The organism is Vibrio sp. DNB22_10_4, from assembly GCF_052879755.1.
Genome location: NZ_JBNNXW010000013.1, coordinates 1 through 18,548, shown reverse-complemented (window position 1 = coordinate 18,548; position 18,548 = coordinate 1). Strand labels below are relative to the sequence as shown.

The window sequence follows — 18,548 nt, the reverse complement described above, 5'->3', positions numbered from 1 at the left end:
GGCTTTGAAGATTCTAGTCCACGCGTTAGTGACTAGAAGTTGTTATCGTCGATATCGTGCTGACTTCCTCCCGATGATTGGTCGTCGTGACCGAAGCTTCCGGAATCATCAGTAAAGTCGACACCAGTATCGGTATTGTCGCCGGATGTCCAATCGCCGCTGCCACCTGCATCTTGTAGACCTGAAGTGTCTGTTGGAGCTTGGCTACTCGCTTGCATCGCATATTGATCATCAACTTCAATCGTTGTAGTTGCTGTTGCTCCTTCAATTGGTGTATCAAGTTCATCAACACCTTGGAACGATATTGACGCCTCACCTTCAAAGGTATCACCAAGAGCCATTGTCACAGGTTGTGATAAATCGCCCGATACTGTGTAAGTGCCGTCACCATTATCAAGTGCACCGCTAACTGATGCGCCTTCTGGAATACCAGAGAGCTCAACCTGTTCTACACCTTCAACTGAGGTTACTTCATCAGGGATCGACAAGTTCACATCTGTGCCTGGTGCTGCGGTAACATCTGCACCTTCAGTGTCAGTCTCATCGGCCGCTGTCGCTTCTACGGTTTCTTGCACTGTTTCAGTATCTGCTGCAGCGGTTTCTGGCTCTGAACTTGATACTGATGTTGCTTCTGGCGCAGTCTCAACGTTCATTGTTGTCTCCAACGTTTGCTCTTCGCCTCCAGATTGAACAGTCGCTTCCAATGGAATGTCACCACCAAACTCTGGATCTGGCCAGAATGTCCATTGGTCATCACCGGACGGCACTAATGCACCTTCATCACCTGCGTAGTTGAGTTCAGACAAACTTGCATCGTCTGCTACATCAAGGTTTTGAAGAACCTGTTCGCCGCTGATGCCGATTGAGCCATCGTCGGATTGAGCTAATGGTTCAACTGCTCCAGATGTTTGTTCATCAACCGTGATATTGAAGTGACTTTCAACAGAGTTATCGCCGTCGCTAGCTACGAAGCCAATTTGGGCACTACCCGTATAGCCTTCAGCCGGTGTGAATTGATAACCACCCTGCCCGTCAGACTCAATGAGACCTTCGCCTTCAAGCAGTGTGACTGATTCAATGCTCATTTCACCCGTTTCAGAGCTTAAAGTACCCAACATGTCGCTATCGGTAAAGTTAAGTGGTTCACTTTCCTCAACGGTCGCAGAAGCAATAGACTCGATTTGTGGGCCATCGGTGATTTGTCCTTCGTTTTCGTGAACACCAATAGTGCTTTGTTCATCATGAAGGATGCCATCACGCTCAACTACGTAGGCGAAGTCAACCTCACCTGTAAAGCCATCTGCAGGGCTAAAGGTCCATGTACCATCACCATTGTCAATCATAGTACCTTGGTTAGGATCAACCAGGTGAACCATTTGGATAGCATCGTCATCATTTGCGTCGATATTTTGCGCCATGCCAATCAAGTCGTCTTCAGTAAGAATAATTGGTTCGCCAAGTGTTGTATCAAAGTCGCCAGCAATCTCGCTACCTTCTGGCTCTGGTAACGGCTCGTCACCATAGTCAACTGTCGTTGCGCTGACGGTTACGAAGAAGTTTCCTGAGTAATCTTCTGGTGGTGTTAACTGCAGATCATCGATGTTCCAATTAGTAATACTGATCATTTGTCCAGGCTCAGTAATAATAACAGTATTATCACCATCACTGACTTCAAACCCGACAGGGAAACCAGTCATGACCAAGTTGCTGAGCATTTCTGAGTCATCAATTAGGTCAACGTTAAGTCCCAAGTGACCCGTTGAATCTTCGGAGAACACTAATGGTCCTTCGTGATCCGTGGTGATAACCGCACCGTCAGCGACAGGACGAACAAACACTGGTACATCGAGTGCAGTTTCAAACTCACCATCGGAAGCGACAACTTGTAGCCCTGAAGTTCCCGCAAAATCACCCGTTGGTGTAAATGTCCAGGTACCATCACCATTGTCATTCAGGTCACCTGCGTCTTCTCCATCTGGCATGATAATGCGAGAAATTACTAAGTTTTCAGTATCGATATCGCCAAATAGGTCAAGCATATCGGATGAATCGAAGGTAAATGCCCCATCCTCGTTTGTGGTTAGGAAGGCATTGCCATCGTTAAATGGTGCATCATTCACCGGAATGACATCAACATTGAGCGAGCCTTCTGCTGTCGCTTCGCCATCTGAAATTTCGTAAGCTAATTCTACTAAGCCGTTAAAATCTTGCGATGTAACGAGGTGATACATGCCATCTGGCTGCTGTTGCAATTGCGCGTTCTGTGGCGACTTAACACTAATACTTTCGAGTGTCAGTTCATCACCATCTAAATCACTTGCCTGTGCCAAGATGTACTCAGGGTCGATGACCATAACTTGGTCTTCTTCTCCCTGCATTTCTATTGAAGGTGCCTGAGGTTCATCGTTAACAGCAGCGATGTCAATATTGCCCTGAACCGCTGTTAGCTCTGTACCATCATCAACGTTAAAGTTGAACGGTACATCGCCGTTGTAGTTTTCTGTAGGTGTGAAGGTCCAAGTACCATCGGTATTGTCAACCAGTGAACCAAATGACTCATCGATGGATAGGTCTTTGGCGGTTAAGTCATCGCCATCAATGTCTTGAGCATGCTTCAGCAAGTCTTCTTGAGAAATGATGATTGCATTATCTTCGACACCTTGAAGGTCAACTGGGTCCGATGTCGCAGGGTCGTTAACTGGATTTACAGTAAGATCTGCATTGGCAACGATCGTTTCGGTTCCGTCAGAGATATCAAAGTTCAGATCGATATCTCCGTTGAAGTTGGCATCTGGCGTGATGGTAAAGCTGCCATCACCATTGTCTGTTACAGTTGCATTGTCACCTGCTGAAAGATTCGATGCAGTAAGTTCGTCACTATCGACGTCTCCGGCTTGAGCTAGCAACTGCTCTTGAGTCAGAGTGATTGAACCGTCTTCATCGACACTGTAAGCGAGATCGCCCGATACAGGTGCGTCATTAATCGCGATAACTTCAATACCCGCGGTCGTACCTACAGTTGCCCCGTCTTCATCAGCGACAATGACGTCTAGTGACACATCACCATTAAAGTTCTCATTAGGAGCGAAACTGTAAGTGCCGTCACCATTGTCCGTGAAGATACCGTATGTGCCTGAGTAAGACACATCATCAACACTCACCTCGCCTTCGACATCACTTGAGTTGGCAAGTAGTTGGTCGTCCGAGATGGTGATGATGCCATCTTCGTTGACTGAGTATGTCGTTGAACCGGCTACTGGGATATCGTTGACAGACTCAACGGTCACGTCAATGTTGGCTTCCGTAGTAGTCGTACCGTCGCTCACTGAGAAGCTTAGGTCGACGTCACCATTGAAGTTTTCGTTTGGTGCGAAGGTATACGTACCGTCACCGTTGTCGGTGAACACACCTTCTGTACCAGAGTAGCTAACATCCGCAACAGACAGGTCATTGCCATCGATATCGGAGGCGCCTGCTAGAAGCTGCTCATCCGTGAAGGTCAATGAACCGTCTTCTTGGATGGTGTAACCGACATCTTCCACGACTGCTGCGTCATTCACTGGGTTTACAGTCAAATCTGCATTAGCCACGATGGTGTCAGTGCCATCTGAGATGTCGAAGCTTAGGTCAATGTCACCATTGAAGTCTGCATCTGGTGTGATGGTGAATGAGCCGTCTTCGTTGGCCGTCACCGTCGCGTTGTCACCTGCTGATAAGTTAGCCGCAGTTAAGTCATCACCGTCTACATCGGATGCTTGAGACAGAAGTTGGTCTTGAGTCAGAGTAATCGAACCATCTTCGTCAACTGAGTAAGCTAAATCACCTGAAACTGGTGCGTCATTGACTGCAATAACCTCGATACCTGCTGTGGTATCGGCAGTAGCGCCGCCTTCATCTACGACAGTCACATCAAGAGACACATCACCATTAAAGTTCTCATTAGGAGCGAAACTGTAAGTGCCGTCACCATTGTCCGTGAAGATACCGTCTGTGCCTGAGTAAGACACATCATCAACACTCACCTCGCCTTCGACATCACTTGAGTTGGCAAGTAGTTGGTCGTCCGAGATGGTGATGATGCCATCTTCGTTGACTGAGTATGTCGTTGAACCGGCTACTGGGATATCGTTGACAGACTCAACCGTTACATCAATGTTGGCGTCTGTGGTCGTTGTTCCATCGCTCACAGAGAAGCTTAGGTCGACGTCACCATTGAAGTTCTCGTTTGGCGCGAAGGTATACGTACCGTCACCGTTGTCGGTGAAGACACCTTCTGTACCTGAGTAACTCACATCCGCAACAGACAAGTCATCGCCATCGATATCGGAGGCGCCTGCTAGAAGCTGCTCATCCGTGAAGGTCAACGAACCGTCTTCTTGGATGGTGTAACCGACATCTTCCACGACTGCTGCGTCATTCATTGGGTTCACAGTAAGGTCGGCATTAGCCACGATGGTGTCGGTGCCATCTGAGATGTCGAAGCTTAGATCAATGTCGCCATTGAAGTCCGCATCTGGTGTGATGGTGAATGAGCCATCTTCGTTCGCTGTTACAGTAGCGTTATCGCCTGCTGACAAGTTCGCTGCTGTTAGATCATCGCCGTCTATGTCTGACGCTTGTGACAATAGTTGGTCTTGAGTCAGCGTAATCGAACCATCTTCATCCACTGAGTAAGCTAAGTCACCTGAAACTGGTGCATCGTTTACTGCAATAACGTCAATGCTTGCCGTAGTATCAGCTGTTGCACCATCTTCATCGACAACGGTTACATCAAGAGATACGTTACCGTTAAAGTTTTCATTTGGTGCGAAGCTGTAAGTGCCATCACCGTTGTCAGTGAAGATACCGTCCGTACCAGAGTAAGACACATCATCTACAGCCACCTCACCCTCTATATCCGAGCTGTTCGCAAGAAGTTGGTCGCTGGTAATGGTGATGATGTTATCTTCGTCAACGCTGTAAGTCGTCGCCCCGGCAACTGGCAGATCGTTCACTGAGATCACATCGATACCAGCCGTTGTATCCGCTGTCGCACCGTCTTCATCGACAACAGTAACATTAAGGCTTACATCCCCGTTGAAGTTCTCATTTGGTGAGAAGGTATAGGTGCCGTCACCATTGTCGGTGAACACACCATCAGTACCGGTATAGGTGACAGTATCGACAGCGACATCGCCTTCAACATCAGAGCTGTTGGCTAGCAACTGTGCGTCGCTGATTGTAATGCTACCATCTTCATCAACGCTATAGCTTGTCGCACCGGCTACTGGAACATCGTTGATTGGTACTACTTGGACATCAATATTGGCAGATACCGTATCCGTCCCATCACTTACGTCGTAGGTAAGATCAACATTGCCATTGAAGTTTTCATTTGGTGCGAAGGTGTAGGTACCATCGCCATTGTCAGTAAAGACGCCATCGGCTCCTTCATAGTTAACTGACTCAACGGTTAGGTCATCGCCGTCGATGTCTGTCGCGCCAGCCAGTAGCTGTTCGTCAGTAAAGGTCAATGAGCCGTCTTCATTAATGGTGTAGTCGTGGTCGTAAATGACAGACAGGTCATTTACAGCAGTCACCGTAACATCAAGTTCCGCTGGGGTAACGCCACCATTTCCGTCGTCAACGTTATAGCTAATTGAGAACTCACCGTTAAAGTTTTCTTCCGGTGTAATGGTATAGGTACCATCGCCGTTGTCAGTGATGAGCGCGTTTTCAATAGCGATATCACCGATGCTAGGTTCATTACCGTCAGTTTCTTCGCCAGAGCCTGTTTCTTCAGTATCACCGGCTACTACTTCTGAGATATCAATGCCATTGTCGGCCGCAGCGGCTTCTTCAGACGTTGGTAGCTCAAAGTTAGTCACCGTGCTGACATCTTGGCTCGGTACTATCACGCCATCGACGATGTCAAACACATGCCAGTGATCACCTTGTGGGTTGTCTGGCAGATCCGGTGTGAAGGATTGGATCAGTGTATCACCAACAAAGACTTGCACTTGGACATCTTCTACGCCGTCCACATCCCAACTACGGCCGCTGTAGTTGTGCACTGAATAGTGCATGTTCATGCTTTCGTAGTTTGGAATAGTGATGGTTTCTGGGCCATTACCATTCACGTCATCGACGTCTTGTGTAACTCGATCTCCACCGCTCTGGTTGTAACTCATATCTTGATAGTAAATATGATCGAGTTCTTGACCCGAGTCTTGGTCATATAACCATAGATGGTTATCAAGATCTCGAGGTTCATCACCCCAAGTTACAACCACACGCATATCTGCATCATCTAGGACTTCAGATATTGCGGTTACGCCACCGTTGGTCTCTTCTCCAGAAGGAACAACAAAGCTTGTTGTAATCGAGCCCTCTTGTTCAATGGTTACTGTACCTTCAGTTACAATCGACCCATTTACCGAGTAGTTACCAGAATCATCAGTCACGGTTGTGTAGCTGTTCCCTGCACCATCGGATAGCGTGACTTCTGCACCTGAAATGGGGTTGCTGCTTTCAGCATCAAGAACCGTACCTGTCACCGTAGTATCATCGCCCTGCTCTCCAATGATGGCAGTCATGTCATCATCTTCGATGTCAGTAGCGAACTGCAATAGCTCCTCTTGAGTGATGGTATAAGAGCCATCTTCCTCAATCGTAATGGCGACATCAGCAGAGACGATTGGTGCGTCGTTGACTGGATCAACTGTTAAGCCGAGGTTGGCTGCAATTGGAGTGTCACCATCACTGATGCTATAGGCCACATCGATGTACCCATTAAAGTTCTCATTTGGCGTGATGGAGAAAGTACCGTCGCCATTGTCAACAATGGTTGCATTGTCTGCTACCAAGCTGTCTGCAGTTAGTGCATCCCCCTCGATATCAGCCGCATTGGCAAGTAATTGCTCTTGAGTAATGGTAATGGTGTTATCTTCATCAACATTGGCGTAAACATCCGATGTTGTTGGAAGATCGTTGACTGGATTGACCGACAGATCGGCATTCGCAACAATGGTTTCTGTGCCATCCGAAATATCAAAGCTCAGATCGATGTTGCCGTTAAAGTTGGCCTCTGGTGTTACCGTAAAGGTACCGTCACCATTATCAACCACGGTCGCGTTATCGCCAGCAGACAAGTTAGCAGCAGTGAGATCATCACCATCCACATCTGAAGCCTGAGACAACAACTGCTCCTGAGTTAACGTGATCGAACCGTCTTCGTTGATGTTATATGCAAGATCACCTGATACAGGCGCATCATTGACTGCAATAACTTCGATACCGGCTGTGGTATCCGCTGTAGCGCCGTCTTCATCAACGACCACAACATCTAATGAAACGTTGCCATTGAAGTTCTCATTTGGTGCGAAGCTGTAGGTACCATCACCATTATCTGTGAAGATACCGTCTGCCCCCGAATAAGACACATCGTTTACACTGACATCGCCCTCTATATCAGAGCTATTGGCAAGCAACTGATCATCTGAAATGGTGATCACGCCATCTTCATTCACTGAGTACGAGGTAGCGCCTGCTACTGGAATGTCATTAACAGATTCGACCGAGACATCAATGTTGGCCTCTGTTGTCGTTGTACCATCGCTAACAGAGAACTTAAGCTCAACGTCACCGTTGAAGTTTTCGTTCGGAGCAAAAGTATAGGTGCCGTCACCATTATCGGTGAACACGCCATCTGTGCCTGTGTACGAAACATCTGCAACGGATAAGTCATCACCGTCAATGTCCGATGCGCCCGCTAGAAGTTGCTCGTCAGTAAACGTCAGTGAACCATCTTCTTGGATGGTGTAGCCAACATCTTCTACAACCGCGGCGTCGTTCACTGGGTTCACCGTAAGGTCGGCATTAGCCAGGATAGTGTCGGTGCCATCAGAGATATCGAAGCTTAGGTCAATGTCGCCATTGAAGTCTGCATCTGGTGTGATGGTGAATGAGCCATCTTCGTTGGCAGTAACTGTCGCGTTATCACCCGCTGACAAGTTCGCTGCAGTAAGGTCATCACCTTCGACATCACTTGCTTGAGACAGCAATTGATCTTGCGTCAGCGTAATCGAACCATCTTCATCAACAGAGTAAGCTAAGTCACCTGAGACTGGTGCGTCATTAACCGCAATGACATCAATACCCGCAGTAGTATCGGCGGTTGCACCGTCTTCATCAACAACGGTTACATCAAGCGATACATTGCCGTTGAAGTTTTCGTTTGGTGCGAAGCTGTAAGTGCCGTCGCCGTTGTCCGTGAAGATACCGTCAGTGCCTGAGTACGACACATCATCAATGGCCACTTCGCCCTCAATGTCAGAGCTGTTGGCGAGAAGCTGTTCGTCTGAGATGGTAATAATGCCATCTTCATCGACTGAGTATGTGGTAGAGCCAGCAACAGGAATGTCATTGACCGACTCAACCATCACATCAATATTCGCTTCAGTGGTGGTTGTGCCATCACTGACAGAGAAGCTTAAATCAACTTCACCATTGAAGTTCTCGTTTGGTGCGAAGGTATACGTGCCGTCACCGTTGTCAGTGAATACACCTTCTGTGCCCGAGTAGCTGACATCAGCGACAGACAAATCGTCGCCATCAATGTCAGATGCACCCGCTAGAAGTTGCTCATCAGTAAACGTCAGTGAACCATCTTCTTGGATGGTGTAGCCAACATCTTCCACAACCGCTGCGTCATTCACTGGATTCACAGTGAGATCAGCATTGGCCACGATTGTGTCAGTGCCATCAGTTATATCAAAGCTTAAGTCAATGTCACCATTGAAGTCCGCATCCGGAATGATAGTGAAAGAGCCATCATCATTGGCGGTAACCGTAGCGTTGTCACCTACACTCAGGTTAGATGCAGTCAAGTCATCCCCTTCGACATCACTCGCTTGAGACAATAACTGTTCCTGAGTCAGTGTAATCGACCCATCTTCGTCTACCGAGTAGGCTAAGTCGCCAGAAACTGGTGCATCATTAACAGCAATAACTTCAACGCCTGCAGTGGTATTGGCGCTGGCACCTTGCTCATCCACAATAGTGACATCAAGAGAAACATTACCATTAAAGTTTTCATTAGGTGCGAAGCTGTATGTGCCATCGCCATTGTCGGTAAAGATACCGTCTGTTCCTGAGTATGAAACGTCAGAGACAGCAACATCTCCTTCGACATCAGAACTATTGGCAAGCAACTGCTCGTTAGTGAACGTCAGGATGTTGTCTTCATCAACGCTATAAGTCGTTGAACCAGCGACTGGTAAATCATTGACTTCTGTTACTGTGATATCAATGTTCGCAGGTGTGACTTCTGTGCCATCAGATACTTCAAACAAGAGGTCAACTTCACCATTAAAGTTCTCGTTTGGAGCAAACGTATAAGTACCATCACCGTTATCTGTGAAGACCCCTTCGGCGCCGTTGTAAGTGACAGACTCAATACTAAGATCGTCGCCATCAATGTCTGAAGCGCCCGCTAATAGCTGCTCATCAGTAAAGGTTAATGAACCATCTTCTTGAATGGTATAACCGACATCTTCAACCACTGCAGCGTCGTTAACAGGATTAACGGTTAAGTCTAGATTTGTCGATACGATCTGGTCACCATCGCTGACATCGAAGCTGAGGTTTACATCACCGTTGAAGTCTGCGTCTGGCGTAATGGTAAATGTACCATCGCCATTATCCACAACAGTGACGTTTTCATCTTCCGTGCTCAAGTTAAGCGCAGTTAGAGCATCGCCATCTAGATCGGTGGCGTTCGCCAGTAGCTGCTCTTGAGTAATGGTAATTGAGCCATCTTCGTCGACTTGAGCAGAGACCGAGCCTGATTCAGGCGCATGGTCAACTTCAAAGTTAACGACTTGAATTGTACTCGCCTCATCGTCGTTAGAAAGTTCTGTCGCGGTCGCTTTGATTTCTAACGCAGTGGAGCCGGTATAGTCCTCTGGGAAGGTAATGTCGATGTTTTGATCGATGACCAGCGTTGGAAGCACGGCTGTACCATCTTCACCAATAACGATCTCACCTTGCAAGATTTGGCTGTTGGTTTCACCAACGTCTATGGTAAATGTGAAGTCATCATAGTCACGGTCACCACCTCCATAGAGATCTTCGATACCATAAACAATCTCGCCATCATCATTTAACGTTGTTCTAGTATGCTCAACGCCATCTTGGTTCAGGTTGGTATTCGTACCGCCATGGAACACCGAGTCTCCAAATTGACTTTGGATAACGGTTTCATTGCCATCTGGATCAATATGAACCAGTTGCGGGTCAACAGAATCAATAGTGGCTGGGTTTCCGTCTGCATCGCGGAATATAAAGGTTCCATCTTGCATCGAGTCGAAGTCATTGCGATTGAAGCCATTCGGAATAACGAACAGGTTGAAGCTCTCGCCTTCTTCAACTTCAAACGTGATTGACGATTGACCCGGAATCAAGTCGCCACCGGAACCAACTTGGGATGCGTTCTCAAACCCTATGTTTACATCGGTAATATTGCCATCTTCATCAACAGTGTAGTAGCCAGCCGTATTTTGGAAGCCAGCGCCTTCACCTTCGAAAGTAACAGTTATATCCGTTGTTTCATAACTCGTAATACCGCCAGACTGGTCATCAAGTACACCTTCGTTGTCATAGCGAATCACCGTACCTTCTGGTAAACCGCCCACTTCCAACGTTAGTGTTTCAGACAAGTCTTGGTCTACTAGCGCTGCGCCGATATTTAGTTCGGTTGTGCTGCCAGGTTCTACAACGATGGCCTCATCTGTAACGGCGTCACCATCACCAGTGGTCACCTCTAAGTCTGGTGCATCAGCAACCGCTTCGACATTTACTCCAATAGTTTGTTCAACTTCAGATTCGCCATCTGAAACGGTAAAGCCAATATCTAGGTTACCGCTAAAGTGCTCTTCCGGCCTAAAGATGTATGTACCATCTCCATTGTCAACCAACGAGCCTTCATCACCGCTGTAACTTACGTCAGTAATACTGAGCTCGTCGCCTTCGACGTCTGTCGCTTGAGCTAGAAGCTGCTCTTCCGTGAAGACAAATGTATTGTCTTCCTGTATTTCAACGTTAAGCGGAGCAACGTCTGGTGCATCATTTACCGGATTAACCGTCAAAGTGAGCTCGCTAGTTGTATCTAGCTCACCGTCAGAAACGTTGTAGCTAAATACAATATCACCGTTGAAATCTTGTGACGGCGTCACACTGTATGTGCCATCACCGTTATTAACAATCGTTGCGTTCGGATCGTTAGTCTCTAGGTTTTCTGCAAGTAAGAAATCACCGTCTCTGTCAGTCGCATTCTCAAGCAGCATATCTTGTGTCACCAAGATAACGCCATCTTCATCCATTTCCGCGACGACTGGCTCTGCTTCAGGAGCATCATTGACAAACTGAACTTTTAACGCGATGTCAGCGGTAACCGTATCGGTACCGTCACTGACATCAAACGTAAGACCTGCACTACCGCTATAGTCAGGTGCTGGCGTTAAGGTATAAGTGCCATCACCATTATCGGTAACCGATACATTTGGATCATCAGTGTTAACGTTGACGACAGTGAGATCATCACCCTCAACATCAGTTGCTTGGGCCAGCAACTCCTCTGTTGTCACAATTATCGATTCGTCTTCCAAGACATTGAATGACAAATCTGGTACATCAGGAGCATCGTTCACTGGCGTAACGGTTAGGTCTAACTCGGTACCAACCGTAGCGATTCCGTCTGTAACATCATAGGTAAAGTCAATATCGCCATAGAAGTCTTCACTTGGGGTGATAGTAAAACTACCATCCTCATTTTGAACAATGGTGGCGTTCTCGTCGTTCGTGTTTAAGTTGACGGCAGTGAGATCGTCTCCGTCAAGGTCACTTGCGTTAGCAAGTAGTTCTTCTTGAGTGATGGTAATGGTGCCATCTTCTTCGACTGTGGCAGATAGTGGGCCTGACACGTCTGGGCCGACGTTAGACTCAACCACATCGATATTTAGTGAACTAGACGCCGTTGCTTGACCATCACTGATATCAAACGATAGTGAGACATTGCCTGTAAACCCTTCAGAAGGCGTGAAGCTGAAGGTGTTATCGCCATTATCAACTAACGTTCCGTCTAATTGGTTAGTTAGAACAAGGTTTTCGACATGTAGAATGTCTCCATCAACATCAGTCGCACCGCTTAACAAGCTTGATGTGCTAATTGTGATAGTACCGTCATTTAGCATATCCAAATTAAGAGGAGCACCAGGAACAGGAACATCGTTCACTGGAATCACAGCCAAATCAATTTGGTTCATAGTGACGTCTTCGCCATCACTCACACCAAAGCTGAGATCCACATCGCCATTGAAGTTTTCATTTGGAACGAATGTGTAAGTGCCATCTCCGTTATCGGTTAGCTCACCACTGTCCCCGTTGTAGCTGACGTTGTAGATGCTTAACTCGTCACCTTCAATATCTGAAGCATTCGCAAGCAGATCTTCATCGGTAAAGGTGATGGAGTTGTCTTCTTCGGTACTCAAGATAACTGGACCAGATACCACTGGCGCATCATTTACTTCTGCGAAGTTGATGTGGATAGTATTGTCGTCAACCAACTCGCCGTCGGTGACTTGATACGTTAGGTCAATATCACCAGAGAAGTTCTCGTTTGGTGTAACTGTCCAAGTGCCATCACCGTTGTCGGTTAAGGTTGCATTCTCATCTTCGAGGGCTAAGTTGATGATATCAAGTTCGTCACTGTCGATATCACTGGCTTGTGCCAATAACTGCTCTTCGGTAATGACAATAGAAGCAAAGCCATCTGCTCCCTCTTCTGTCGTAGTTACGGCTGGTAAGTCAGCAGTTAGATCGATCTCTTGATCGCCTTCACGAACATTCAGACCAATTGTTTCCGTAACTTCAGTACCGTCGATACCGATAGATGTAAATACGACATCGTCAGGTAGTGTCTGAGAAACAGACATGTTTTGAACAACGTAAGTACCGTTACCTTGAATAGTACCGAGTTCGAAACGAGCCACAGGTTCATCAGTCGTTAACGTGTACTCATGTTCATAGCTGTTGCGATCATCTTTATGGTACGTTTCTGAGTCAATTAAATTTCCATCCGAATCAAACGCTCGAATCTCTACCTCCGTAAAGTGTCGTGACTCTTCCATAAACCAGCCACCCAGCCCATCCAGGTTGAAGCTGATTTCGTTAATGTCCTGGCCTTCTACCGTGACGACAAGTTGCTCATCACCACTTAGACCTTGTCTGTCGGTATCCCCAATACCATGACCGATATGGGTGTTACCGTTCCAAGCGCCAAGCGGCCCATCGGTACTTTGTGTTGTAACGGTTAAGTCACCATCGGTAAATTGGCGAGTATGAGAATCAACTTCATCACCCCAGTCACTGACTTTAGCGTTGTCATCGAAGGTGCCAAGTTGCGTTGTTGATGTAGAGTCCGCTACCGCTGTTTCATCCGGTATAAAACGAATCTCTGTGTCTGGAGAAACTTCTTGGCCAACTTCCAGAGTGACCCACTCATCTTCAATGTTTGCTTGAACAATACCGAATTCAGGTTGTTGGTCGAGGCGAATTGCTGGCTCTTCGCGCATACTCACGCCAACGGTTTGATCTTCTTCCGCTTGAATGTAAATTTCATCCCCTGCATCAGGTGCGTCATTAACTGGATTGACAGTAAGATCTAAGGACGTTACAACATTCTCGTCACCATCAGAAACGGTGTAAGTGAAGTCCAACTCACCATTGAAGTTTTCTTCTGGAGTGATAGTGAACGAACCATCCTCATTCTGAACGATTTCTGCTTCAGTACCAAACAATTGCAGATCACTGGCAACTAGGTCATCGCCGTCGATATCTGAAGCATTTGCCAACAATTGCTCTTGAGTAATGGTGATACTGTTATCTTCATCTACCTGAGCGACAATACCCGATACTTCCGGAGCATCGTTAACTGGGTTAACGGTTAAACCACCCGTTGCAACAATCGTCTCTGTGCCATCTGAGATATCGAAGTTGAGGTCAATTTCTCCATTGAAGTTAGCATCTGGCGTGATGGTAAAGGTACCATCGCCGTTATCAATTACCGTAGCATCTCCACCCACACTTAGATTGGAAGCCGTTAAAGCGTCCCCATCTACATCTGACGCTTGAGCAAGAAGTTGTTCTTGGTTTAGCGTAATTGAGCCGTCTTCGTCTACCGAGTACGCGACGGTACCAGAGACAGGTGCATCGTTCACTGCAATAACGTCAATGCCTGCAGTGGTTTCAGCAGTTGCACCGTCTTCGTCTACGACGGTGACATCAAGAGAGACATTGCCGTTGAAGTTTTCATTTGGCGCGAAACTATAAGTACCATCACCATTATCAGTAAAGATGCCGTCTGTGCCAGAGTAAGAGACATCATCAACCGCGACTTCGCCTTCAATGTCTGAACTGTTTGCAAGAAGCTGCTCATCAGAGATGGTGATGATGCCATCTTCATTGACAGAGTATGTAGTAGAGCCTGCCACTGGAATGTCATTGACCGGCTCCACGGTCACGTCAATGTTGGCTTCAGTGGTGGTCGTGCCGTCGCTCACTGAGAAGCTTAGGTCGACATCACCATTGAAGTTTTCATTTGGTGCAAAGGTATACGTTCCGTCACCATTGTCAGTGAAGACGCCTTCTGTACCTGAGTAACTCACATCCGCAACAGATAGATCATCGCCGTCAATATCGGATGCGCCAACTAGAAGCTGTTCATCAGTGAAGGTTAAAGAGCCATCTTCTTGGATGGTATAACCCACATCTTCCACGACTGCCGCATCATTCACTGGATTCACAGTAAGGTCAGCGTTCGCAACGATGGTGTCTGTACCGTCTGATATATCGAAGCTTAGGTCAATGTCACCATTGAAATCCGCATCTGGTGTGATGGTGAATGAGCCATCTTCATTCGCTGTTACAGTAGCGTTATCGCCTGCTGACAAGTTCGCTGCTGTTAGATCATCGCCGTCTACGTCTGATGCTTGTGATAGAAGCTGCTCCTGTGACAATGTCACACTTCCATCTTCATCAACGCTGTATGCCAGGTCGCCGGATACCGGAGCATCGTTGATAGGAAGTACATCGACGTTAATGACGGTATCAACCGTCGCACCATCTTCATCTTGAATGGTAACGTTCAACTGAACTTCGCCATTGAAGTTTTCATTTGGCGCAAAACTACAAGTACCATCACCATTTACGGAGAAGATACCGTGCGGCCCATCGTAGCTGATACCCACTAGCGATACGTCACCTTCTATATCAGAAGCATTGCCGAGGACTTGGGATTCACTGAATGTCAGTACGCTGTCTTCATCAATGGTGTATGACGTGGGTCCTGCAATTGGTGGGTCGTTAACCTCAATAACGGTTAAACCAGCGCTCGTCTCTGCTGTCGCACCGTCTTCATCGGCAACAACTACATCAAAGCTAACCTCACCCGAAAAGTTCTCGTTTGGCGAGAAGGTATACGTACCATCACCATTATCAGCAAAGACGCCATCAGTTCCAGAGTAAGAGACATCCTGAACAGAAACGTCTCCTTCTATATCTGAACTGTTAGCCAATAACTGCTCGTCAGTAATGGTAATTGAGTTGTCTTCTTGTACTGAATATGTGGTTGAACCGGCTACAGGAATGTCATTGACAGACTCAACCATCACATCAATGTTGGCTTCAGTAGTAGTCGTGCCGTCACTCACTGAGAAACTTAGGTCGACTTCACCATTGAAGTTCTCGTTCGGCGCGAAGGTATAGGTGCCATCACCGTTATCCGTGAAGACGCCTTCGGTGCCTGAGTAGCTAACATCTGCTACTGACAGGTCATCACCATCAATATCTGATCCACCTGCTAGAAGCTGCTCATCCGTGAAGGTCAACGAACCGTCTTCTTGGATGGTGTAACCCACATCTTCGACAACCGCCGCATCATTCACTGGGTTCACAGTGAGGTCGGCATTAGCCACGATGGTGTCAGTGCCATCTGAGATGTCGAAGCTTAGGTCAATGTCGCCATTGAAGTCTGCGTCTGGGGTAATGGTGAAAGAGCCGTCTTCGTTGGCGGTTACAGTAGCATTGTCACCCGCACTTAAGTTGGCGGCTGTTAGGTCATCACCTTCTACGTCTGATGCTTGTGACAATAGTTGGTCTTGAGTCAGCGTAATCGAGCCGTCTTCATCGACTGAGTAAGCCAAGTCACCTGAAACCGGTGCATCGTTGACGGCAATGACATCAATACCTGCTGTGGTATCGGCGGTCGCACCGTCTTCATCCACAACAGTCACATCAAGACTTACATTGCCATTGAAGTTTTCGTTTGGTGCGAAGCTGTAAGTACCATCACCATTGTCAGTGAAGATACCGTCTGTGCCTGAGTAAGAAACATCATCGACCGCGACTTCGCCTTCTACGTCAGAGCTGTTTGCTAGAAGCTGTTCATCAGAGATGGTGATTATGCCGTCTTCATCGACTGAATATGTTGTTGAGCCTGCTACTGGTATGTCATTAACAGACTCTACAGTGACATCGATATTCGCTTCAGTGGTCGTTGTACCGTCGCTCACTGAGAAGCTTAGGTCGACGTCACCATTGAAGTTTTCGTTTGGTGCGAAGGTATACGTACCGTCACCGTTGTCGGTGAAGACACCTTCTGTACCCGAGTAACTAACATCCGCTACTGACAGATCATCGCCATCAATGTCGGATGCGCCAGCAAGAAGCTGCTCATCCGTGAAGGTTAATGAACCGTCTTCTTGGATGGTGTAACCCACATCTTCCACAACTGCTGCATCATTCACTGGATTCACAGTGAGGTCAGCATTAGCCACGATGGTGTCAGTGCCATCAGAGATATCGAAGCTTAAGTCAATGTCACCATTGAAGTCTGCATCTGGTGTGATGGTGAATGAGCCGTCTTCGTTGGCCGTCACCGTCGCGTTGTCACCTGCTGATAAGTTAGCCGCAGTTAAGTCATCACCGTCCACATCGGACGCTTGAGACAATAGTTGATCTTGAGTCAGTGTAATCGAACCGTCTTCATCCACTGAGTAAGCCAAGTCACCTGAAACTGGGGCGTCATTGACCGCGATGACGTCAATACCTGCTGTGGTATCCGCGGTTGCGCCATCTTCATCAACAACGGTGACATCAAGAGAGACATTGCCGTTGAAGTTTTCGTTTGGTGCGAAGCTGTAAGTACCGTCACCGTTATCAGTAAAGATGCCGTCTGTGCCAGAGTACGATACATCATCAACCGCTACTTCACCTTCAACATCACTTGAGTTAGCAAGCAATTGGTCGTCAGAGATGGTGATGATGCCATCTTCATCGACTGAGTAAGTCGTTGAACCAGCCACAGGAATGTCGTTGACCGACTCCACGGTCACATCAATGCTGGCTTCAGTGGTCGTCGTTCCATCGCTGACTGAGAAGCTTAAGTCGACGTCACCATTGAAGTTCTCGTTCGGCGCGAAGGTATAGGTGCCGTCACCATTGTCAGTGAACACACCTTCCGTGCCTGAATAGCTGACATCTGCGACTGATAGATCATCGCCATCGATATCAGATGCGCCAGCAAGAAGCTGCTCATCAGTAAAGGTCAACGAACCGTCTTCTTGGATGGTGTAACCCACATCTTCCACAACTGCTGCATCATTCACTGGATTCACAGTGAGGTCAGCATTAGCCACGATGGTGTCGGTGCCATCGGAGATGTCGAAGCTAAGGTCAATGTCGCCATTGAAGTTCGCATCTGGTGTAATGGTGAATGAGCCATCTTCGTTCGCTGTTACAGTAGCGTTATCGCCTGCTGACAAGTTCGCTGCTGTTAGATCATCGCCGTCTACATCTGATGCTTGAGATAATAGTTGGTCTTGAGTCAGCGTAATAGAACCGTCTTCATCCACTGAGTAAGCCAAGTCTCCGGAAACTGGGGCGTCATTAACAGCAATAACCTCGATACCTGCTGTGGTATCAGCCGTTGCGCCATCTTCATCCACAACAGTCACATCAAGAGACACATTGCCGTTGAAGTTTTCGTTTGGCGCGAAGCTGTAGGTACCATCACCATTATCGGTGAAGATACCGTCAGTACCTGAGTAAGAGACATCATCGACCGCTACTTCGCCTTCAATGTCTGAGCTGTTTGCAAGAAGCTGATCATCAGAGATGGTGATGATGCCATCTTCATCGACTGAGTATGTCGTTGAACCTGCCACTGGAATGTCGTTCACTGATTCGACAGTGACATCGATATTCGCTTCTGTGGTGGTCGTACCGTCGCTCACTGAGAAACTTAGGTCGACTTCACCGTTGAAGTTCTCGTTTGGCGCGAAGGTATACGTCCCGTCACCGTTATCAGTAAGCACACCTTCTGTACCTGAGTAACTCACATCGGCAACTGACAAGTCGTCGCCATCAATATCGGAGGCGCCTGCTAGAAGCTGTTCATCCGTGAAGGTTAATGAACCGTCTTCTTGGATGGTGTAACCCACATCTTCCACAAC

Annotated in this window: 1 protein-coding gene; it reads right to left on the bottom strand. The window is 47.4% G+C overall.

Annotated elements, in window-relative coordinates; translation table 11 throughout:
- Positions 1 to 32: 32 nt before the first annotated feature.
- A partial coding sequence (locus tag ACVA6Q_RS20380) for a tandem-95 repeat protein (protein WP_446648764.1) occupies positions 33 to 18,548 on the bottom strand: 18,516 nt, incomplete at its 5' end.